The sequence below is a fragment of the Streptomyces sp. NPDC055749 genome (assembly GCF_053617235.1).
This window is the reverse complement of sequence record NZ_JBSHFH010000020.1, coordinates 99176-119737: the sequence shown is the minus strand read 5'-3', so window position 1 is coordinate 119737 and position 20562 is coordinate 99176. Positions and strand designations below refer to the sequence as shown.

The 20562-nt window shown below is 69.2% G+C and carries 20 protein-coding genes and 1 pseudogene; 14 read left to right on the top strand and 7 right to left on the bottom strand.

Annotated elements, in window-relative coordinates; translation table 11 throughout:
* Window positions 1-6: 6 nt before the first annotated feature.
* The gene (locus tag ACWGO0_RS17755) at window positions 7-642 is read right to left on the bottom strand and encodes a DUF998 domain-containing protein (protein WP_453535088.1); all 636 of its coding nucleotides are present in this window, start codon (window positions 640-642) and stop codon (window positions 7-9) included.
* 209 nt (window positions 643-851) lie between these two features.
* Here ACWGO0_RS17755 and ACWGO0_RS17750 point away from each other — a divergent pair, with 209 nt between their 5' ends.
* Window positions 852-1493: a class I SAM-dependent methyltransferase gene (locus tag ACWGO0_RS17750; protein WP_453535085.1), complete on the top strand. Its 642-nt coding sequence runs from the start codon at window positions 852-854 to the stop codon at window positions 1491-1493.
* A 203-nt stretch (window positions 1494-1696) separates the two neighbouring features.
* On the opposite strand, the gene ACWGO0_RS17745 is transcribed toward ACWGO0_RS17750, so the two are convergent.
* Window positions 1697-2221, bottom strand: coding sequence for a VOC family protein (locus ACWGO0_RS17745; protein WP_453535082.1), 525 nt, complete (start codon window positions 2219-2221; stop codon window positions 1697-1699).
* 137 nt (window positions 2222-2358) lie between these two features.
* Window positions 2359-4020 carry a HEAT repeat domain-containing protein gene (locus ACWGO0_RS17740; RefSeq protein ID WP_453535079.1) on the bottom strand — a complete coding sequence of 554 codons (1662 nt, stop codon included), beginning with the start codon at window positions 4018-4020 and terminating at the stop codon, window positions 2359-2361.
* A gap of 134 nt (window positions 4021-4154) precedes the next feature.
* On the opposite strand from ACWGO0_RS17740, the gene ACWGO0_RS17735 reads away from it, so the two are divergent.
* From ACWGO0_RS17735 to ACWGO0_RS17720, 4 genes are all read left to right on the top strand, one after another.
* Window positions 4155-4316, top strand: coding sequence for a carbohydrate-binding protein (locus ACWGO0_RS17735; RefSeq protein WP_453535076.1), 162 nt, complete (start codon window positions 4155-4157; stop codon window positions 4314-4316).
* Window positions 4317-4387: 71 nt separating this feature from the next.
* Entirely contained in the window at window positions 4388-4786 is a 399-nt protein-coding gene (locus ACWGO0_RS17730; RefSeq protein WP_453535073.1) for a VOC family protein, read from the top strand.
* Window positions 4783-5316, top strand: a complete 534-nt coding sequence (locus ACWGO0_RS17725; RefSeq protein WP_453535070.1) for a DinB family protein — start codon at window positions 4783-4785, stop codon at window positions 5314-5316. Before ACWGO0_RS17730 ends, ACWGO0_RS17725 begins: the two co-directional genes overlap by 4 nt.
* 140 nt (window positions 5317-5456) lie before the next feature.
* Window positions 5457-6506 carry a LacI family DNA-binding transcriptional regulator gene (locus tag ACWGO0_RS17720; protein ID WP_453535067.1) on the top strand — a complete coding sequence of 350 codons (1050 nt, stop codon included), beginning with the start codon at window positions 5457-5459 and terminating at the stop codon, window positions 6504-6506.
* Between the two features lie 59 nt (window positions 6507-6565).
* On the opposite strand, the gene ACWGO0_RS17715 is transcribed toward ACWGO0_RS17720, so the two are convergent.
* From ACWGO0_RS17715 to ACWGO0_RS17705, 3 genes are all read right to left on the bottom strand, one after another.
* Complete coding sequence (locus tag ACWGO0_RS17715) at window positions 6566-9352, bottom strand: glycosyl hydrolase (protein ID WP_453535064.1); 2787 nt, start codon at window positions 9350-9352, stop codon at window positions 6566-6568.
* 223 nt (window positions 9353-9575) lie between these two features.
* Window positions 9576-10145: an HD domain-containing protein gene (locus tag ACWGO0_RS17710; protein WP_453535061.1), complete on the bottom strand. Its 570-nt coding sequence runs from the start codon at window positions 10143-10145 to the stop codon at window positions 9576-9578.
* 101 nt (window positions 10146-10246) lie between these two features.
* The gene (locus ACWGO0_RS17705; protein WP_453535058.1) at window positions 10247-10744 is read right to left on the bottom strand and encodes a hypothetical protein; all 498 of its coding nucleotides are present in this window, start codon (window positions 10742-10744) and stop codon (window positions 10247-10249) included.
* Window positions 10745-10829: 85 nt separating this feature from the next.
* Here ACWGO0_RS17705 and ACWGO0_RS17700 point away from each other — a divergent pair, with 85 nt between their 5' ends.
* The 3 genes from ACWGO0_RS17700 to ACWGO0_RS17690 all read left to right on the top strand — a co-directional run bounded on the left by ACWGO0_RS17700 (window position 10830) and on the right by ACWGO0_RS17690 (window position 13323).
* Window positions 10830-11171, top strand: coding sequence for a PadR family transcriptional regulator (locus tag ACWGO0_RS17700; protein ID WP_453535055.1), 342 nt, complete (start codon window positions 10830-10832; stop codon window positions 11169-11171).
* Entirely contained in the window at window positions 11168-11839 is a 672-nt protein-coding gene (locus ACWGO0_RS17695) for a permease prefix domain 1-containing protein (RefSeq protein ID WP_453535052.1), read from the top strand. The genes ACWGO0_RS17700 and ACWGO0_RS17695 overlap by 4 nt, the downstream gene beginning before the upstream one ends.
* 293 nt (window positions 11840-12132) lie before the next feature.
* Complete coding sequence (locus ACWGO0_RS17690) at window positions 12133-13323, top strand: Cmx/CmrA family chloramphenicol efflux MFS transporter (RefSeq protein WP_453535049.1); 1191 nt, start codon at window positions 12133-12135, stop codon at window positions 13321-13323.
* Window positions 13324-13326: 3 nt separating this feature from the next.
* Here ACWGO0_RS17690 and ACWGO0_RS17685 read toward each other — a convergent pair whose 3' ends face one another.
* Complete coding sequence (locus tag ACWGO0_RS17685; protein ID WP_453535046.1) at window positions 13327-13731, bottom strand: hypothetical protein; 405 nt, start codon at window positions 13729-13731, stop codon at window positions 13327-13329.
* 151 nt (window positions 13732-13882) lie between these two features.
* On the opposite strand from ACWGO0_RS17685, the gene sigJ reads away from it, so the two are divergent.
* The 6 genes and pseudogenes from sigJ (at window position 13883) to ACWGO0_RS17655 (ending at window position 20550) form a co-directional block, all read left to right on the top strand.
* Window positions 13883-14833 carry an RNA polymerase sigma factor SigJ gene (gene sigJ, locus ACWGO0_RS17680; protein ID WP_453535044.1) on the top strand — a complete coding sequence of 317 codons (951 nt, stop codon included), beginning with the start codon at window positions 13883-13885 and terminating at the stop codon, window positions 14831-14833.
* 74 nt (window positions 14834-14907) lie between these two features.
* Window positions 14908-15468, top strand: a complete 561-nt coding sequence (locus ACWGO0_RS17675) for a DinB family protein (RefSeq protein ID WP_453535041.1) — start codon at window positions 14908-14910, stop codon at window positions 15466-15468.
* A 490-nt stretch (window positions 15469-15958) separates the two neighbouring features.
* Window positions 15959-16810 (top strand): annotated as a pseudogene (locus ACWGO0_RS17670) (chitosanase); the annotation flags it as partial.
* Complete coding sequence (locus ACWGO0_RS17665) at window positions 16808-18088, top strand: discoidin domain-containing protein (protein ID WP_453535125.1); 1281 nt, start codon at window positions 16808-16810, stop codon at window positions 18086-18088. The pseudogene ACWGO0_RS17670 and the gene ACWGO0_RS17665, both read left to right, overlap by 3 nt.
* A gap of 126 nt (window positions 18089-18214) precedes the next feature.
* Window positions 18215-19510: an MFS transporter gene (locus ACWGO0_RS17660; RefSeq protein ID WP_453535038.1), complete on the top strand. Its 1296-nt coding sequence runs from the start codon at window positions 18215-18217 to the stop codon at window positions 19508-19510.
* Window positions 19510-20550, top strand: coding sequence for a TolB family protein (locus ACWGO0_RS17655; protein WP_453535035.1), 1041 nt, complete (start codon window positions 19510-19512; stop codon window positions 20548-20550). The genes ACWGO0_RS17660 and ACWGO0_RS17655 overlap by 1 nt, the downstream gene beginning before the upstream one ends.
* Window positions 20551-20562 lie beyond the last annotated feature (12 nt).

Genomic DNA, 20562 nt, shown 5'->3' with positions numbered 1-20562 from the left:
AGTGCCTCACGCCGGCTCGTCGTAGTGATCGGACTGTCGTAGGCAGGAGACGACCACCACGAGGGGCCAGAGCGACTGTGCGAATGTCAGGACCCGCTCAGCCGCCCCGGCGGTGTCGTGCACGAGCAGCGCGAGCAGGAACCATGCACCCCCGAGCCACATCAATGCGGTCGCCGTGAAGGATGGTCCGGGCCGCAGACCCCACGGAGCGTTCGCTGCCCGTGGCAGGTCCGACGGGCGGCGCCCGGTTGCGCGGCGCCGCATGGCCAGGACGGGCCACAACGCCAGAAGACAGAACGCGACCGCCACCACCGTGCCGTGTTTGAGCGACCCTCCGCTGCTCGGTGCCGGGAACAGCGCCAGCAGCATCGCCGAAACTCCGCCGCCGCCCAGCGCGATACGTCCCGGGGGCGCCGCGGGATACAGGCCCCAGGCGGTGATCACGTGGCAGGCGCCCAGAGTGATCAGGGCTGAGGTCATCACCCAGTACCCCCTGGCGCCGTTCGACGCGAGGACACTGATCGTTTTTGAGGCGTGGTCGTAGCTTGCCCCCTGAAGCGCCGCTGAGATCGACCAGCCACCGACCAGCAGGATGGGAGCGGATACCGACGAGAGCAGGACCCACCATGGGACAGATCGCATTGGAAGACCGTAAGACGCCTGAACTTTCCTTTCTCGAAGCACACGCGGGTGTGCACGGACGATGCGTCGGTCTGGGCCCGAACGGGCGGGTCCGGCGGCCGAGCGGGGACTGACGTTGGTGGCAGCTGTCGACGCGATATCGGTGTCCGTGGCCGGGCCGGCGGCCGGGACAGGGGCGTCCCCAGCGGTCACGTGGCATGCTGGCTCGCATGAGTGATCATGGCCATCACAACTCTGTGCGCCGCAGCTACGACACCGTGGCCGAGGAGTACGCGGCCCGGTTGGGCAACGAGCTCGCGGGGAAGCCGCTTGACCGGGCGCTCCTGGCGTCCCTTGTGGAACAGACGGAACCAGGGAGCGTGATCGCCGACCTCGGCTGCGGCCCCGGGCATGTGGCGGCCTGGCTGGCCGAGAAGGGCGTGCGCACGGTCGGGGTCGATCTGTCGGCAGGCATGATCGAGGCCGGCCGTCGACGGTTTGCAGAGGTGGAGTTCCGAGAAGGTAATTTGCTGGAACTTCCGGCCAAGGACGGCGAGTTCGGCTCGGCAGTCGCCCTCTACGCGATCGTCCACCTCGCCCCTGGCGAACTGCACCGCGCCTTCGAGGAGGCAGGGCGGGTACTGCGCCCCTCCGGGCTTCTCCTCCTCTCCTTCCACATCGGTGAGGAGGTCTGGCACCGGGACGAGTGGTGGGGGCATGAAGTGGACATCGACTTCCGCTTCTTCGAGCCCGCGAGCATCGCCGAACTTCTGAAAGCGGCCGGGTTCACCGTGGAGATGCACATGGAGCGCACTCACTACGAAGCCGAAGTCGCCACCCGCCGCGCCTACTTTCTGGCTCGCCGCGACTGAAGCCTTCGCGACCTCGCCTGTAGGGGACGGATGTTGCGGTGCATTCGCGTCGCCGTCGACCGTCCTGCTGTGCGGTCGTACCTGGATCCCGGGTTGCCTGGGGGAGCGGGCTCCAAGCACGGCCCCAGAGCCCGCCCGCAAGCACTCGGTGCGTTGCAGTTCCCTGCCGCCACTCGCAACAGCCATCAGGTTGACAGGTGAGTTCAGTGGTTCGGATTCTGCGGGGCGCTCGCCACCCCCGACCCCCGGCCGCTGAGCGTGGCGTCCAGGGTTTCCTGGGCCACGCGCATCGCCTCGGCGTACTTCGGCTCGGACATTCGCTGCCAGGTCAGGTCCGGTTCGACGTGCTCGACTCGGCTCGTCACCCACCAGATATTGCCGAACGGGTCCTTCACCCTGCCGCCGCGATCGCCCCACGCGCTGTCCGAGATCTCGGTGACCACCTGTGCTCCGTGCGCGACAGCAGAGGCCACGGCGGCGTCCGCGTTCGGGACGTAGACGCGCAGCAGCGAGGGCATCGCCGGCCAGTCGGGACGTCGATCGAAGGCCAGTACCACGGTGTCGCCGACTCGGATCTCGCCGTGGCCGATGGTGCCGTCCTCGAGCGGCACCCGCGCGATCTCTTTGCCGTCGAAGGCGGCGACGATGAAGTCGAGCAGCGCGCCCGTGTCGTCGGATACCACCCACGGCGCAACGCTCGTGTAGCCCTCGGGTACATGGTGGTTCATTCGTCTCGTCCCGTCTCTTGGTCCTTCGTGATGCGACGAGACTAGAGATCGAATAGGCCAGATCTGGTCCTGAATGAAGCGCCCGCAGCCTGGTGTCGAAACGGAATCGGGGTTCGGCGTTGCCCGGGAGCGCGGTGTTACGGGAGGGCGAGCACCGCGTCGATCCGTTCGCGGATCTCCTCGTCCTGGAGGAACGTCCGGTAATCGGCGTACTGCGACAGCCGGTGGTCCCCGTCCCGGAGCGCCGCCAGCGCCTGGCTGACCGGCGTGGTGAGGCGTCCGTGGTGGGTGAGCGAGGACAGCGCGGCGCTGAATGTACCGAACGTCTCGCCGTCGGGTGCGAACGCCAGCACAGCCTCTTCCGCCTCTGCCGGCTCCATCAGCGGCGGCTCCCACGGCTTCGGGTACGGCTGCGTCTCACCGGGGAGTATCGGGTCCTCTCCCCACGCCTGGAGCACCTCGCGGAGCTCTCCGGTCAGCCAGCCCTCGCGGGCGACCTCGTCGCGCAACGCCTCCCGTACCGCGGGCAGCAGTTCTCCGGCGTGTGCGCGCAGCGGCCGGAGAACGTCGGCGACATCCGGCTGCCGCGGGTCACCGAGGCAGTAACCCCGGCCCTGCATGTCCCGGTAGGGCGCGACGAGCCGCTCGACCAGATCCGGCAGGGCGCGCGGGTCACCGATCCGGGTCAAAGCCCACCGGGCGTGGTCGCCCACGGTGCCGTCGAAGAACTGTGACTCGCCGGAGTCGTCGAGGAGGGCCGCGAGCCGGTCGGCGTACGGGGCCGCCCGGCGGCCGAGCACCGCCAGTAGATGCGCGGCCTTGTAGCGCACGTCGTCGTCGGGGTCGGCCAGCAGCCCGGCGGCCAGCGGCAGGAACACGGTGGCCGCGGACGGCCGGAACACCAGCAGTTGCCACGCCTCGTCCAACGCGCACCGGCGCAGATCCGCATCTCCCGTTCGGCTTCCGGCCTCGGCGAGCCCGGCCACGAACGAGATCGCCACCCTCACGTCGCGCTCCAGAAGGTGCACGACCCAGCCCGCGACGTCGGCTCGGTCGTACGGATACTCGCAGTTCAGGGTGTACCAGACCTTCTCGAACACCGGGGCGAGCTTGGGATCGGTGAGGATCTCCAGCAGCATCGGGGAGGCGCGCAGCGGTGCCTGCGGGTCCAGGGACGAGGTGGCGACCGCCGCTGCCACGCGCAGCACCCCGTCCTCGCCATGGAGGACGCCGTCCAGCACCGCGCGTACCTCGTCGACCTTCGCACCCGCGGATTCCTCGGAGGCCGCGGCCTCGCCCAGCGCCAGCAACACCGTCACCCGCACGGAAAGGTCCGTCTCCTCGCGCCACCGGTCGAGTAGCGGGGCGGTCCGGTCGGAGATCAGTTGCAGCGCGGCCCGCCGCACCGGAGGATCGGTGTCGCTGAGCAGCCCTCGCAGCCGGGGCCACTGCCGTTGCCAGGCCGCCTCCCACCCGGGGTCCGGCGCCGCGTTCTCCCCAGCGGCCCCATTGAGGGCCAGGCCCGCCAGTACGTCGACCACGTCCGGTCGCGCGACCGTGTCCCGGTCAAGGGCGAGGTCCACCAGGAACGGCAGCGCGGCCGTGCACGCGTCGGTTACCCGGCCCGGCGAGAGGAGGAGGTCCTGGAGGTCGCCGTACGCCCGCTCCACGGCGTCCGGCCGGGTGGTGGCATCCGCCCGTGCGATCCGGCGCAGCACCTTCGGTATGTCGGTGGCCGGCCGGTCGGGCCGTACCGGCTCCAGCCCACGCCAGTCCGCCGCGTCCAGTCCCTCCAGCATGTTCCCCCGCCTGATTTCGCCCGGATGAGCCCCGTGTCCCAGGCATCCTTTCACCGCGTGGAGGGAGCGGGTCGCGAACGTGGGAAGATTCGCGCAGGTCGGCAGCGTGCCGGTCTGCGGAAAGGACGCCCCTCATGGCAGCTGGATTCTCGGAATGGAAAGTCAACCGGCAGTATTCGGCAAACGACCGGGTTACCTATTTGGGTAAGCAGTACCGCTGCTCGGTGACACACAAGTCGAACTCCGCGTCCAACCCGAAAACAGCTGTCAAGGTGTGGCAGAAGCAGACCGACTGAGACTGGGCACAGGGAAACGGGACGGGCCGAACCCTGTACACGGCAGGCCGGTTCGTAGATCCTTTGTTGTTGTGAATCACACCGACAATCCGGCATGGCCCACAGGCATCAGCGCCATCACCCTGTTCGTCGAGGACCTGGAGGATACGAAGCGGTTCTACCGTGAGGTGTTCGGCCTGCCAGTCGTCTTCGAGGACGACAATTCCGCCGTATTCGGCTTCGGAAACACCCTCATCAACCTGCTGAGTACGACCGCGGCACACGAGCTGATCGACCCGGCACGTGTCGCCGAGCAGGGCGTCGGGTCCCGAATCCAACTCACGCTCCCCGTTGACGATGTCGATGCCATGTGCGAGCAGTTGACCGCGCGCGGCGTGAAACTGCTGAATGGCCCGATCGACCGCCCGTGGGGAATCCGGACTGCCAGTTTCCGTGATCCCGGCGGCCACATCTGGGAGATCGCCAAGTGAGCGGGCGAACGAATGAGTCGCCGCTGACCGTGACAGCGGATCCGGAGATCCGGGCACTCCTGTCGTTCCTGGACGGACAGCGCCGCCACGTACTCGGCATACTCGACGGGCTCGACACGGATGACCTCCGTCGGCCCGTGCTGCCGTCGGGGTGGAGCTGCCTCGGCCTCGTCCAGCATCTCGCGCTCGACGTCGAGCGCTTCTGGTTCCGTGCGGTGCTTGTCGGCGACGAGGATGTCATCAAGGCGCTCGATGAGATCGACGACGCCTGGCAGGTGGGGCCCGACGTCGACCCCGCCGATGTACTCGAACGGTACCGCTCGGAGGCGCAGCTCGCGGACGCCGTCATCGCCGCCGCGACTGCGGACACCCCCTTGGTCTGGTGGCCTCACGAGCTCTTCGGCGAGCCGCACCTGCACACCCTTCGGGACGTCCTGCTGCACGTCATCACGGAGACAGCGTGCCACGCGGGTCACCTCGACGCCGCACGAGAACTCATCGACGGCCGCCGGTGGTTGACCCTGACCTGAGAAAAAGGGACACCCCGAGCTCCCACCCGGTCGGTGAGAGCGCTCTCACCTCGTGGGGCCGTGGCGTTACGCTGTCCCGATCCGGCGGTCGCCACTGGTCGGCCCGTACCGCCGCTGCCCAGCGACGAGGAGTTCCTGCTGTGCCCCAGCATTCCCCCGGCTCCCGGCCCACCCTTGAAGGCGTCGCGGCGCGCGCCGGCGTCTCCCGGGCCACCGCGTCACGGGTCGTGAACGGGGGCGAGGGGGTACGCAAACCGCTGGTCGACAAGGTCCTCCGTGCGGTCGAGGAGCTCGGGTACGTCCCGAACCACGCCGCCCGCACCCTCGTTACCCGGCGGACCGGAGCCGTGGCCGTGGTCATCGCGGAGCCGGAGATCCGGATCTTCTCCGACCCGTTCTTCTCCCAGCAGCTCCGGGGCATCAGCAAGGAACTGGCCGCCCATGACACCCAGTTGGTCCTGCTGATCGTGGAGGGAGCCGAGGACTTCGACCGGGTCGCGCGCTATCTGTCCGGTGGCCATGTCGACGGGGCCCTGGCGTTCTCCCTGCACACCGACGACCCGTTGCCCGCGATCACCCGGCGGGCCGGGGTGCCGACGGTCTACGGCGGACGGCCGAGCTGGAGCGCGGCCCCCGGCGATCGGGCCGTGCCGTACGTGGACGCCGACAACCGGGGCGGCGCGCGGGCGGCCGTGCAGTGTCTTCGTGACCTCGGGCGGGAGCGCATCGCGCACATCGCGGGGCCGCCCGACCAGACCTCGGCCATGGACCGGCTCCACGGCTACCGGGACATCCTGCTGGACGTGGACCCGACACTCGTCGCCGAAGGGGCGTTCACCGTGGCGAGCGGGGAGCGGGCGATGGCGGAACTGCTGGAGCGCCGGCCCGATCTCGACGCGGTGTTCGCCGCCAACGACCTGATGGCATCGGGCGCTCTGCGGGTGCTGGGGGAGCGCGGGATCCGGGTTCCCGAGCAGGTGGCGGTGGTCGGCTTCGACGACATGGGGCCGGTGTCCGAGGCCACCGATCCACCACTCACCACCGTGCGTCAGGACATCGAGGGCCAGGGCCGGCTGATGGCCCGGCTGCTGCTGCGCGGTCTGAGCCGCGACCGTACGGGCGCCGATGTCTTCGACACCCCCGACTCGGTGATCACCCCGACCACGCTGGTGCGGCGGGACTCGGCCTGAGTGGCACGAAACCCGCCGCACGAAATCCGCCGCACGTGCTCACGCGCGCGTGTGGACGATCAGGCGTACGGGATCTTCAGGACGGCCCCGTCCGTACCGGTCTGCACCTGGGACGTGCCGGTGTTCAGCGCGTTCCAGATCTCCAGGCGGACCGTCCCACCCTGCAGGTTGCCCAGGCTTCCGGTCACCGACGAGGTGCCCACCGCCTGGGTGTACTCCTCCCACCCCGTCACCGGGTCGGTCGCGAAGTAGCGGAAGGTCTCCGCCCGGTCGAAGGAGCCGTTGCCGGTCAGGTCGTAGCTGACCCTGACCTGCGGGGCGAGCCCGACCGTCGTACCCGCGTCGACGCGTAGGCGGAATGTGGTGGACGCACCCGGGGCGAGCGAGCCGTTGACGTTCCTGATCTCGTAGACCGTCGGCTTGTACGGCGTACCGTCCCGGTTGACGCCGTCCGCGGAGGCCAGCGTGTCCGCTCCCGCCGCGCCGTCCGTGGCGGTGGTGAGGATGCCGCCCGACTTCAGCCGGAAGGTGTTGCCGGTGGACGGCCCCGGCGGGTCCGGATCGGGATCGGGGTCCGGGCCGCCCGTGCCCGTACCGGTGGCTGTGGAACGGGCCGGTACGGAGAGGGTCGCGCCGTCGGAGAAGGTGACGGTGCGGGCGGTGGAGCCGTGGTTGTGGGCGGTGTAGGTCCGGACGCCGTTCTTCACGAAGACGGCGGAGGTCGGGATGTTCCCGCTGATCGTCAGGTCGGGGGCGCCCAGACCGTCGAGCGTGGCGATCCAGTGGTACGTGTGCGCCTTCGACTCGCCCTGCTCCGGGGAGTAGCCCGCGTTGCCCGCGTCCCACTTGGCCTTCGCCGCCGCCGGATCGGCCAGCGACTCGAACTCCCACAGCAGGTCGCGCCACTCGACGGCCGGCCCGCCGTTCTCGCGCTCCATCTCGGCGATATTGCGCTTGATGGCGGCCTTCTCACGCGCGAGGTGCAGCGAACCACCCGTGACGGGCAGGACGTTGATGCCGTGGATCTCCTCCGGGTTCGCTGTCCACCAGGTGGAGTAGGCGGCGCCGCTGCCCCAGACCATGCCGACCGTGTCGTGCCCGTAGGAGCCGGGGAAGACCTGCTGGTCGGCGTCGAACCAGTACTGCGTGATCGCTTCCGACTCGGTGGTCAGCAGATAGCTGCCGAGGTCGCGCAGCGCGGTGTCACCCGTCGCGGCGCCCCACAGCACGAGTCCGGCGCTGAGGTTGATGGACTCCGAGGAGGACTCCTGGTTGTTGCCGGCCGCGAATCCCTGGTGTCCGGAGGCCCAACTGTGGCCCGCGTACACGTCGAAGCCGCGCAGGAACGGGAACGCGGTGTCCGTGCGGCTGGGATTGGCCGCGTCGCGCACGAGGGTCTTGACCATCGTGCCCCAGGCGGAGTCGGCGGCCCACGCCTGGTCGTACTGGGCGACGATCGCCGCCGCGTACACGTAGTAGCTGTAGTGGAAGTGGTGGTCGTTGAGTTCGGTGTCACTGCCGTACGAAGCCGGGTAGCCGGTCAGCGTCTTCCAGTCCCTGTCGTAACTGAATTCGCTTGCACCTCCCGCCGTGAACCACTCCTGAAGCCGCCCCTTCATCAGGCCGAGCAGCTTGTCCCGGATGCCCGGCTGGCCGATCTGGTCGGCGACAGGCACCAGTTGGGCGAGACGGCCGAGCGCCTTGCCGGTCCAGTACGTGTCGGTGGCCCCGGAGAACGGGTCGGAGGCGTTCGCCACCTCGTTGAGATATCCGGTCAGCCGGGCCTTGTCGACGCCGCCGGTCGCGGGGAGTGCGGGCAGCACACCGGAGTTCTTCTGGCTGGTGGTGAAGGAGGCGGACTCCCGTACCTTCATCGTGCCGCGCGGGGACACGTAGGTGTACGGGGTGAGCGCGTCGGTCGTGTGCAGCCACTGGTGGCGGTAGAGCGCCTGGAGCGTCCCCCGTTCCGTGCCCTCCTTCGCCTCGGTGGTCAGGCTGTAGGTCGCCTTCACGTTGCCGCCGGTGGACTCCCAGCTCACCTTGGAGCCGGTGACGAAACTGAAGGCGTACTTGCGGTACGTCGCCAGCGCGTCGGTGGACGGCAGTACGGCCAGCGAGAAGTAGTCCTTGCCGCCGAGCCCGGCGGTGATAGTGGAGCCGGACACCGCCCAGTCGCTGCCCGTAGGGGCGAACAGCGCGTAGTGGTGACCCGCGACCGTGATGCCGAGAACGTTGCCGTTGTCGGCGAAGACGGTCGGTGCGCCGGCCGTGGTGATCCGCGCGTCACCGCCGGAGCCCTTGGCGTACACGAAGGGCATGCCGTGCCCGATGGTCGTACGCAGCGTGCGGGCGCCGTCCGACCAGTAGGGGGTGACCGTCCAGTCGGACCAGTCGTCGGCCTTGGTGTCGGGGGAGTTGAGGCCGTTGAGTCCGACGGTGAGGTCGGCCTTGTGGGCGTACTCGTACTGGCGGCCGTCCCCGACGACCGCGGGCGTGGTCGGGTAGCCGACCTCCAGCCCGCCGGAGGTGGCCTGGTAGGTGAGCGGGTGGCCGTACATGGGGGTGGAGTACGGGTTGTCGCCGTAGCGCTGGTAGGCGAGCGAGGTCCACCAGTCGTTGGTGGGAACCGGCTTGTCGCGGGCCGCCGCGGTGAGTTTGGGTGTGACGGGGGCGCCGGTGTTCGTGGTGGGTCCGGAGGTTCCGGCGGGGCGGGTGTCGGTGTAACTGCCCGCGCCGGCAGGGACGGTGGCGGCTGCCGCCGGGCTTGCGGCAGGGCCCAGACCCAGGGTGGCCAGGGCGATGGCCAGCACCGTCGCCGCGGCAGGTCTGGAGAAGGAGGCTTGCATGAGCAGCACCTCGAAGTCGTGGGAGGAGGACGGAGGGCACACGTGAGAGCGCTCTCAGATGTCAAGGAACGTAAAACTCCTGAAACGCAGTGTCAATAGATTGCGCATCAGGGGCAGTTGGCGATTACGAACCGTCGCGATGTGTTCGAGTCTTGACGGCGAGGGTGTCGCGGGGCACGATCGGGACGCATCTGCTGAGAGCGCTCTCAAGCGCACTGTCTGCTCAGGTTCTCGACTCGTAGCCGTCGTAGTCGTTCCAAGAGGGCGGCTGCGTCATCAGCTGTTCCCAAGTGGGCCAGGTTTCAAGGGTTTTCTGGCGGACGAGTTCGCCCGGCATGCTGAAGGGCGGGGCCTTGTGAGGTTTGTCGAGGGCTTGGCCGACGATCGTGTCGTACAGCACGGGCGCGGCGTGGAGGCGAGGCAGCACGGCGTGGATGCGCTCGACGTATCCGGCCGGGAGTGTATGCGGCCCTTCCGGGCCGAGGTCGTAACCGGCACCGGCCGTCACCAGCGCGATCTCCGGACGCTTACGGACGGCGATCGCGTAGTGCAGGTGAAGAGTGATCGCATCCCAGACGATGTCGATCTTCTCCGGCGACAGCCCCTGCTCGGTGAGGAAGCGTGCGGCCAGGTCGGCGCCGTCGATATCGAAGGGCTGATCACCGTTGCCGTCGGCGCTGAGCCCGGCGTCGTGCAGCAGGCACCCGAGGAACAGCAACTCGTCGTCGTAGTCACGGTCGGGTCGCAGGCCTTGCCGCTCGCCGATTAAGCGTCCGTAGAGGTAGCTGCGCATGCTGTGGTTGAAGATCGCGGGGCTCTCGATGCTCCTCACGTAACGCAAGGCTTTCCATGCCAGGTCGGTACGGGGGAAGGGGAGTTGCTCGTACACCGGTATCACGCGCCCGTGGTGGAGCCGGGGCGGACGATCATCAGGACGACGACGACCGCCCAGAGGACGTTGAAGATGCCGGTGAGCATGGTCAGGCGGCTCGCAGTGGTGCGCGCCGCTTCGGGCGCGGACGCTTCCCGCGCGGGCGCCTCGGCCAGGGCGAGCAGGCGCTTCTGGCCGGGAAGGATCGCCATCGCGAGGATGGCCGCAGCGATCGTGGTCAGGGCGAGCGAGGCGATCAGCCAGGCGTCGGTGAGGACGCCGAGCTGGGCGCCGGTGGCAATTCCGAAGACCGGCACGGCGAGGCCCGCGAGCGCGTAGGCGCGGCAGACGCGGTGCAGGAGTGCGGCGATCCCGGTGGATCGGCCCTCCTTCTCCCCGTCGAACTCCCCGTCGCCGAAGGCGTGCAGCGCATAGCGGGGGAACATCGAGGCGGCCACGGTGATCGACCCGACCGCCAGGATCGCCGCCAGGACGTGTACGGACAACAGCAGCTTGGTCACTGCGAGTGCCTCCAAGTCGGAGCACGGATATGTTGGCTGCCAATACATACACTGCCTACGGCAATTTTGGGTAGGCTGCCTACCTATGAAGGCGGACGCGGTGCGAGGGCACCTCGATGGACTGTTGCTGGCCGTGCTCGAACAGGGCCCGCTGCACGGGTACGCGATCATTGCCGCGGTTCAACAACGCAGCGGCGGCGTACTCGAACTGCGCACGGGCACGATCTACCCGGCGCTGAACCGGCTGGAGCGGATCGGGCTGCTCAGCAGCAGCTGGCAATCCGCGGGTGAACGGCGCCGGCGATGCTACGAACTCACCGAAGCAGGACGGAGCACACTGGCTAACGAGCGCACGGCGTGGAGCGAGTTCACCACCGCGATCGGCTCGGTCCTCAACCCCGCCACCCCGCCCGGCCTCGCCACATGAACGCCACCGGTCGGCACACCGACCCCATCCAGCAGCACGTGGCGGCCCTGACAGCCGCCCTCCACGGACCGGCCAAGGCCAAGGCCCGGATGATCGGGGAGATACACGACGGCCTGACGGACACGGCTGAGGCGCACACCGCCGAAGACGTGCCCTATGAGCGCGCCGCTCACCGGGCAGTGACGGAGTTCGGGACGATCGACGAACTCGTACCGAGCTGCCAACAGGAACTGACCATCGCCCAGGCCAGGCACACCGCCCGGGCCGTCGCGCTCACAGCCCCGTTCCTGATCGCCTGCTGGTACCTGGCCCGGACCGCCGGCCACGAACAGACATGGCAGTTGTCGCGCACGGCCCAACTGCTGGCCGTTCATCTGGCCGGTGTCGCGACCGTCGCCGCCCTGCTCGCCGCAGCGACGCTGGCCGCAACCGGCACGCTCGCCCGCCGGTTGCCGACACCGCACCGGCTGCCGATCCTGGTCGCCTGGGCCGGTACGACCGCCAGCACCGCCATGGCGGTCACGACCCTCGCGCTCGCCATCGCATCGGCCCTGGCCACGAACTGGCCACTGCTCGCCTTCGCCGGCACACTCGCAGCCGCCTCGCATGCCGCGGTGGCAGCCTCGGCCCGCGCCTGCCGACGCTGCGCACGTCTGTCCGTCGGGTAACCGGGCAATCGCGCGAGTGGTTCGGTCGCCTCACAGGCACACGCGCGTGAAACGGACGTGCGAGGACGGGCATTGGCGGCGTAACGTGGTGGCCATGTCGAGCCCCGAGGCATCCAAGGTGGGGGCTTTCGGTCACGCCGTCAGCCCCCTGAACCACTGAGGTCACAGAGCCCGCAGCTCTGTCGTTCCGCCGCGTTCTGCTGCGTTCCGCGGCCGGACGCGTGCGCCCTCGGGGTGCTGACCGCGGTGACGAGACGTCTGTTCTCGTACTTCTCTCACCTCGGAGCCACTCGATGCCTCTCCCGCTGTATCTGCTTGCCCTGGCGGTCTTCGCCATGGGCACCTCGGAATTCATGCTCGCCGGCCTCCTGCCGGACATCGCCTCCGACCTCGACGTAACCGTCGGGACAGCAGGCTCGCTCACCTCTGCCTTCGCGATCGGGATGGTCGTCGGAGCACCGCTCATGGCCGGGCTCGCCCGCAACTGGCCGGGACGGCTCAGCCTCCTCGGGTTCGTCCTCGTGTTCCTGACAGCCCACGTCGTAGGCGCGGCGACCTCAAGCTTCCAGGTCCTGATGGTGACCCGGGTGATTGCGGCGCTCGCGAACGCGGGGTTCCTCGCCGTAGCACTGACGACCGCCGCCAGGCTGGTCTCTCCCGACATGAAGGGACGTGCGCTCGCCGTGCTGCTGTCAGGTACGACGGTGGCCACGATCGCCGGGGTCCCGGGAGGATCGGCACTCGGCACGCTGCTCGGGTGGCGTGCCACGTTCTGGGCCGTCGCCGCTCTCTGTCTGCCCGCAGCCATCGGCATCCTCAAAGGAATTCCGGCCCGCCCCGCGCAGGAGGACCAGGGCGACGGTCCGGCCCTGCGAGCGGAGCTCGGGCAGCTCAGGAGCCCGCGACTGATCCTGGTCATGGTGCTCGGTGCGCTGGTGAACGCGGCGACGTTCGCGAGCTTCACCTTTCTCGCGCCTGTCGTGACCGACGCTGCCGGACTGGGCGAGCTGTGGATCTCCGTGGCCCTGGTGCTCTTCGGCGCCGGTTCCCTCGTCGGTGTCACCATCGCCGGACGGCTGTCCGACCAGCGCCCCTGCCTGGTCATCGCGGTGGGCGGTCCGCTGCTGCTCATCGGCTGGCCGGCCCTGGCTCTGCTGGCCGAAAGGCCGGCCGCGCTGCTCGTCCTCGTGTTCGTGCAGGGCACGCTGTCGTTCGCGCTGGGCAGCACGCTGATCACGCGGGTGCTCTACGAGTCCGCAGGAGCGCCCACGCTGGCCGGTTCGTACGCGATCGCGGCACTCAATGTCGGCGCCGCCGTCGGACCGCTCATCGCCGCGCCCACCCTCGGGACCACGGCAAGGGACCTCGGGCCGCTCTGGACGAGCGGGCTCCTCGTCGCGATCGCACTGCTCGTCGCGTACCCCCTCCGCACGATGATCGCGGGGGCCGGAGCGACGAAGTGCCCCGATGACGCACATGCGTAGCGGCTACGACCGGTTGGCGGAGCGCTCCGACACGCGGGTGGACAGTACCTGGCCCAGCGCCAGCACGCTCAGGCCGAACATCAGGACACCCAGGGGGACATGGAGCGACGGCATGTGCGCTATGCCAAGTACCACCTGCACCGAAGCGAGTACGAGGAAGACGGACGCGTACACGATGGGGCGAGGTGACCCGCCGCCCGGCCGCCACGCCAGGATCGCGGCGAGCACGTACAGCATCGACGCGCCGTACATCACGCGCGATCCGACGTCGTGCAGTACCTCGCCGTGGGACGAGGACAGAAGCATTCCTGCGGTGACGGCCTGGAAGAAGAGGGACAAGGTCTGCAGGGCGAGCGCGACCTGCACGAATGTCGGTCTGCCCGGTACTGCCGTCGTCTGTGTGGCCATGACGTGGTCCCCTCTGCTGCCTCGCGGCGGTGGATCGGTAGTGTCTCGGTAGTCCGACGACGCGGGCCCACGAAATGTGAGGCGAAGCGCCGACCTCATGGTCAGGTCCGGTGCGGATGCGGACGAGATGAACCAGGGAGCGGTCGCGAACATGAGTACCCCGTCCGATTCAGGGGGCCGGTCCGGGCCTGGCCCGAGCGTGGTAGCCGGCGAGCGGCGACAGCTGATCAATGTCGCCTACCGGCTGCTCGGTTCGCTGACCGAGGCCGAGGACGCCGTGCAGGAGACCTACGCCCGTTGGTACGCGCTGTCGCGGGAACGGCAGGAGGCCATCGAGTCGCCCGGCGCATGGCTGACGACCGTGACCGGCCGCATCTGCCTGGACGTGCTCGGCTCGGCGAGGGTCCGGCGCGAGCGTTACGTCGGCGAATGGATCCCCGAGCCGCTGCCCGACCGTACGGAGTGGCTGACCGGACGGGCAGGCGGCGGCGGGTCGGAACCTGCCGACCCCGCCGATCTGGTTACCCGGGACGAGTCGGTGACCATGGCCTTCCTCGTCGTACTGGAGTCGATGACGCCGGCCGAACGCGTGGCGTTCATCCTGCACGATGTCTTCCGGTACCCCTTCGCCGAGGTCGCCGCGATCGTCGGCCGGACGCCCGCGGCCTGCCGGCAGCTGGCGACCTCGGCCCGCCGACGTGTTCGCGCCGCGCAGGCTCCGGCGGTTCCGGCGGCCGGGCAGGCCGGTCTGGTGCGGCACTTCAAGGAGGCGTGGGAGGCCAAGGACATCGAGGCCCTCGTCGACCTCCTCGACCCCGAGGCCACGATGATGTCCGACGGCGGTGGCCTCGTCGGAACCGTCCTCCGCCCGGTCGAGGGCAGCGAGCGCATCGCCGAGTACCTGATCCACATCGCCGACATCGCCCCTGGGCTGACGCTCCTGGAGCGGACGGTCAACGGCCGGCCCGGCCTGGTCGCGCAGCACACCGGCGTCACCGTGACCGTGGCGGCGTTCAGCCTCACCGGCGGCTGTATCACCCGCATCTGGGCGGTCCGGAACCCGGAGAAGCTCCGTTCGTGGACCGAGAAAGGCCGGAGCTGACTCGGCGCCGCACCCAAGCATGCCAACCGTAAAAAAGTAGCGGGGCCAGGCCCTCGCGGACGACCATGGAACGCATGAGTGACGAACCTGCACGATGGAGCCGGGCAACCATCTACCCCGACATGTGGGCTGACCCGGACGACGACCCCCGTAACAACACGGGAGTCAGTCCGGACGGTGAGCTTGCCACGCTGCAGGACTTCCTGACGAGCTACCGCATGACCCTGCGGATGAAGTGCGAGGGCCTGGACGCGGAGCAGCTGGCCCGTCGGTCGGTTCCGCCGTCGACGATGTCGCTGCTCGGCCTGCTCCGGCACCTTGCCGAGGTGGAGCGGGACTGGCGCAACTGGATCACCGACGGTGATCCGCTGCCGAAGCTGTACGGCAAGCGCGATGCGGACTTCGACGGAGCCGTCGCCGAGCAGACCGTGGTCGAATCCGCGTACTCCGATCTGGAACGTGAGCAGGCGACGACCGATGCCGCGCTGGCCGAACACCCGGATCTGAGCGAGCGTGTGGGGAAGGACGGAATCGCGGTCCGGGAGCTGATGGTGCACAGGATCGAGGAGTACGCCCGCCACTGCGGGCAGGCCGACCTGTTGCGCGAATGCATCGACGGACGGGTGGGCCAGTAACAAGGCCCGGGGGCGCGTCAGCCGCCCGAACTACCTGAAGCGAGGGGGCCCAGGCCCCCTCGCGGCGTTCCCGGGGTATCCGACCTCATGGGGGATACCTGACCTCGCGGGGATCCGCGCTTGACGCGAACTCGCCATTTCTCGGCATCTCGCCACCGCCTGCACCGGCTGCACCGCCTCCTCGGACGCCGGACTCGTCGCCATGCGATCGCTCCCGTACGAGCAGAAATGCGCCGTGTGGTACTGCCGTGACCGGCCACTCCTCACCCGGTGCGAACCGGCCAACGCCCGTACCCCGGCTACGGATTGCTGGTGCCAGGGCCCTTGCGGGCAACGGAGCCGCACGCTCCAATGGACGCGCCCAATGGAAAGGAAACTTTCCTAACAGAGCTTTGGCTCCACTCCCTGGCTGAGCTGTGCCCGCGCCCCTCCATGCCCTCTGTGCGATCGGCGTCCGGCATGTCGCAAGAGATCGGAGAACCACATGCGTATGCGTATTCCCCGCCGCACTCCTGGGCGCGTTCCCCGTCAGGAACGGCCGTCCCGGCCCACGCACCGCCGTCGCCGCACCGGCGTGCGGATCGGCCTGGCGATGGCACTGGCCGCGATTCCCGCCGTGGTCGTCCTCGGTACCGGGCAGGCGGCCGAGGTATCGGGCCTCGACGATCCGGTGAAGAAGGAAATCGCCATGCAGATCGTCTCCACCGCCGAGAACTCGTCGCTCGAGTGGCGTGAACAGTTCGACTACATCGAGGACATCGATGACTTCCGCGGCTACACGGCCGGCATCATCGGCTTCTGCTCCGGCACGCACGACATGCTCGAACTCGTCGAGTTCTACACGGATCAGGTGCCCGACAACCCGCTGGCCGAGTACCTCCCCGCGCTCCGCGCGGTCGACGGGAGCGACTCGCACGAGGGCCTCGACCCCGGCTTCCCGGCCGCCTGGGAGGAAGCCGCGGCCACCGAGGAGTTCCGTGCGGCTCAGGAACACGAGCGCGACCGGGTCTACTTCGGCCCGTCGGTCGCACAGGCCAAGAGTGACGGACTGCGGGTGCTCGGCCAGTTCGCCTACTACGACGCCATCGTCATGCACGGTCGGTCCGGCTTCGAAAGCATCCGCGACGAGGCCATGAACGAGGCGGCTCCGCCTGCCGACGGTGGTGACGAGACCGAGTACCTCGACGCCTTCCTCGACGCCCGTGTCGTGGAGATGAAGAAGGAGGCGGCGCACGAGGACACCAGCCGCGTCGACACAGCCCAGCGGGTTTTCCTGAGAAACGGCAACCTCGACCTCAACACCCCCCTGGCCTGGGCCGTCTACGGTGAGGACTTCCGTATCGACAGCGACCCGAAGCCCGGCCCCGGACCGGGGCCGACGGACCCACCCGCCGGAGAGGCGCTGATCTCGCGGGGCAAGCCGGCCACCGCCTCCTCCTCCGAGGACTCTTCCCTGGCCCCGGGCAAGGGCGTCGACGGGGTCGCGTCCACCCGCTGGGCCAGTGCGGAAGGGGTTGACCCCCAGTGGCTCCGTATCGACCTCGGCGAAGGTGCTGCGGTCTCCAGGGTCGAGCTGAAGTGGGAGGCCGCCTACGCGCGGGCCTACCGGCTGGAAGTCTCGGCGAACGGCACCGACTGGACCCGCCTTGCCGTGGAGGCCGCGGGCAACGGCGGCACCGACACCTGGTCGGGTCTGACGGGCAAGGGCCGCTACCTGCGTATGTACGGCACCGCGCGCGGCACCGAATGGGGCTACTCGCTGTGGGAGATCGAGGTCTACGGCAGCGCCGGAGGCACCCCGCCCGCCAACGGCGCGTTCACCGTGGTCGGGGCCGGTGACATCGCCGACCAGTGCAACCGGAGCGACCCCGGGTGCCAGCACTTCAAGACCGCCGCCCGCGCGATGGCGATCGACCCGGCGTTCTACATCACCATGGGCGACAACCAGTACGACGACGCCCACATCGAGGACTTCCGCAACTACTACGACAAGTCATGGGGCCAGTTCAAGGACAAGACCCACCCCGTGCCCGGTAACCACGAGGCGTACGACGACTGGGACAACCAGGACGAGGCCGCCTACCGGGAGTACTTCGGTGACCGCGCCACCCCTCAGGGCAAGATGTGGTACAGCTACGACTACGGGAACTGGCACTTCATCGCCCTGAACTCCAACAGGTTCGACGAGCGGGAACAGCTCGACTGGCTGAAGGCCGATCTCGCGTCGAACAGCAAGAAGTGTGTGGCCGCGTACTTCCACCACCCGCTGTTCAGCTCCGGAAGCCACGGCAACGACCCCGTCGGCAAGCCGGTCTGGTCGATGCTGCGGCAAGCCGGCACCGAGCTGGTGCTGAGCGGTCACGACCACCACTACGAACGGTTCGCCCCGCAGAACCCGGACGGCGCGGCAGACCCCAACGGCATCGTCGAGGTCCTCGGCGGCATGGGCGGCAAGGACCTCTACGGCCAGGGCGACACCGTGCAGGCCAACAGCCAGAAGCGCATCTGGGACAAGTTCGGCGTGATGCAGCTCGACTTCACCGACACGAGCTTCACGTCGAAGTTCGTCGGTACCGACGGCACGGTCCTGGACACCGGCCCGACGTACAGCTGTCACTGACCCCTGCCTTCGACTCCCGCGTCCGTCCGCCGAGTTGCGTCGGCCGGCCGCTCGCCGGGCGAACGAAGCAGCCCGGAGCACCGGTTGAGCACCCGGAGCTCCGGGCACCGCGTACCAGGAGCGTGTATGTACCTCGCCGTCGGCAGAGGCCGTCCATCAGTCGGCCCCGACCCCAACCCGACCTCCCCACCTGCCGGCCGAAGACACCTCGCCGGTACGGTCGTCGCACTCGGCGCAGTCAGCCTCGTCACCGACATCTCGTCCGAGATGGTGACCGCCGTCCTGCCCCTCTATCTCGTCCTCGGTCTGGGGCTCAGCCCACTCCAGTTCGGCTTCCTCGACGGTCTGTACAACGGTGTCACCGCGTTCGTGAGGCTGGCCGGCGGGCACGCCGCCGACCGCTGGCAGCGGCACAGACTCGTCGCCGGATCCGGCTACGCGCTCTCCGCAGTCTGCAAACTCGGCCTGTTGCTGGCGGGCGGCTCCGCTCCCGCACTCTCCGCGGCCCTCGCGGCGGACCGGGTCGGCAAGGGCGTGCGAACCGCGCCGCGCGACGCTCTGATCTCGTTGAACTGCGACGAGAGGGACCTCGGCCGCGCCTTCGGCGTGCACCGGGCCATGGACACCACGGGCGCGATGCTCGGACCGCTCGTCGCCTTCGCCATCCTGTGGGCGACCGTCGACGCCTACGACGCCGTCTTCGTCGTCAGTTTCTGCTTCGGGCTGCTGGGCGTACTGATCCTGTTCGCGTTCGTCCCCGGCCGCACCGCCCCGCCGGTACGAGACCCCGGTACGGCCGCGACCACGCTCAGGGACACCCTGCGCCTGTTCCGCGTCCCCGCCTTCCGCCGGATCCTCATCGCGGCCACGCTCCTCGGCATGGCAGGCGTGGGCGACGGATTCCTCTATCTGGTCCTGCAGAAGCGTCTCGGGCTCGCCGTGGAGTACTTTCCCCTGCTGCCGCTCGGCAGTGCCGCCGTCTACCTCCTGCTCGCCGTGCCGTGCGGCCGGGCCGCCGACCGATCGGGCCGCCGTGTCCCGTACCTGCTGGGGCATGTCGCGCTGCTCGGCGTGTACGTGGCGCTGTTCTCACCGGTGGCGGGGTGGCCGCTGACCGTGCTGGTGCTCGTACTGCACGGCGCGTTCTACGCGGCGACGGACGGAGTCTTGATGGCCCTCGGCGGACCGGTCGTGCCCGCGGACCGGCGCGCGGGCGGCATGGCACTCCTGCAGACCGGCCAGGGAGTGGGACGCCTGCTGGCGTCCGTGCTGTTCGGAGCCGCGTGGACGGTATGGGGCATGGCCACCGCCCTCGTCCTGGCCGCCACGGCCCTGGGCGCCGTCCTGCTCGCCGCCTGCGTGCTGCTGCCTGCCGCACCCGCGCCCACCGACCCGACACCCACCACCGTCCCGGAGCCCTGATGACTCTCTGCCCGCTCTCCTTGCGTGCCCGGATCGCCGCGCTCACGGCGGCGACCGCCGTACTGGCGGCCGTCGCCGTCGGCTACACGGTCGAGGCCGCCGACGGCCAGGACCGGACATCGGCGTCTTCCGGCGCTCCGGGCGTCACACTCGACAACTCGCCGGGTGTGTACCACCGTTCGCGGAGCGGAAGCGTGCTCTCGACGCCGCACCGCACCTCTGCCACAGGGCCGGCCAAGCGTGTGAGGAGCAGGGACACCGGTCTGTCCTGCCACCGCTTCCACGCGAGCGGGCGCACGGCCGTCTGTCTCGCGACGGCCCCGGGCATCCCGCGGAAGACGAAGGTGACCGTCCTCGACCGCGACCTGGACAGCCGCCGTACCGTCGTGGTCGGCGGCATCCCCAACCGGGCGCGGGTATCCCCCTCGGGCCGGATGGTCGCGTGGACGCTGTTCGTCAGCGGCGACTCGTACGCCTCTTCGTCGTTCTCGACGAGGAGCGGCATCCTCGACACGCGGACCGGCTATCTGATCAAGAACGTGGAGACCCTTCAGCTGTACCTCGACGGCCGGCGCTACCACGCACCGGACGTGAACTACTGGGGCATCACCTTCGCGGACGACGACAACCGCTTCTACGCGACGGTGTCCACCAAGGGGAAGACCTACCTCGTCGAGGGCGACATGAAGGCGTGGAAGGCCCGTACGCTCCGGCAGAACGTCGAATGCCCCTCCTTGTCGCCCGACGGCACCCGGATCGCCTTCAAGAAGCGTGTCCGCGAGGGCATCAGGGACCCGTGGCGGCTCCACGTCCTGGACCTGAGGACGATGCGGGAGACACCGCTGGCCGAGACCCGCAGCGTCGACGACCAGGCGGCGTGGCTGGACGAGTCGACACTCGCGTACGCCCTCCCCGGCCGGGCCAAGGGCGTATCGGACGTCTGGACCGTCCCCGCAGACGGCTCACACACCGAACCCGGCCTGCTCCTCAGCGATGCCTCGTCGCCCTCCATGGTCCCCGGATCCGCCGGCAAGGGGTAGACGGGCCGCCTC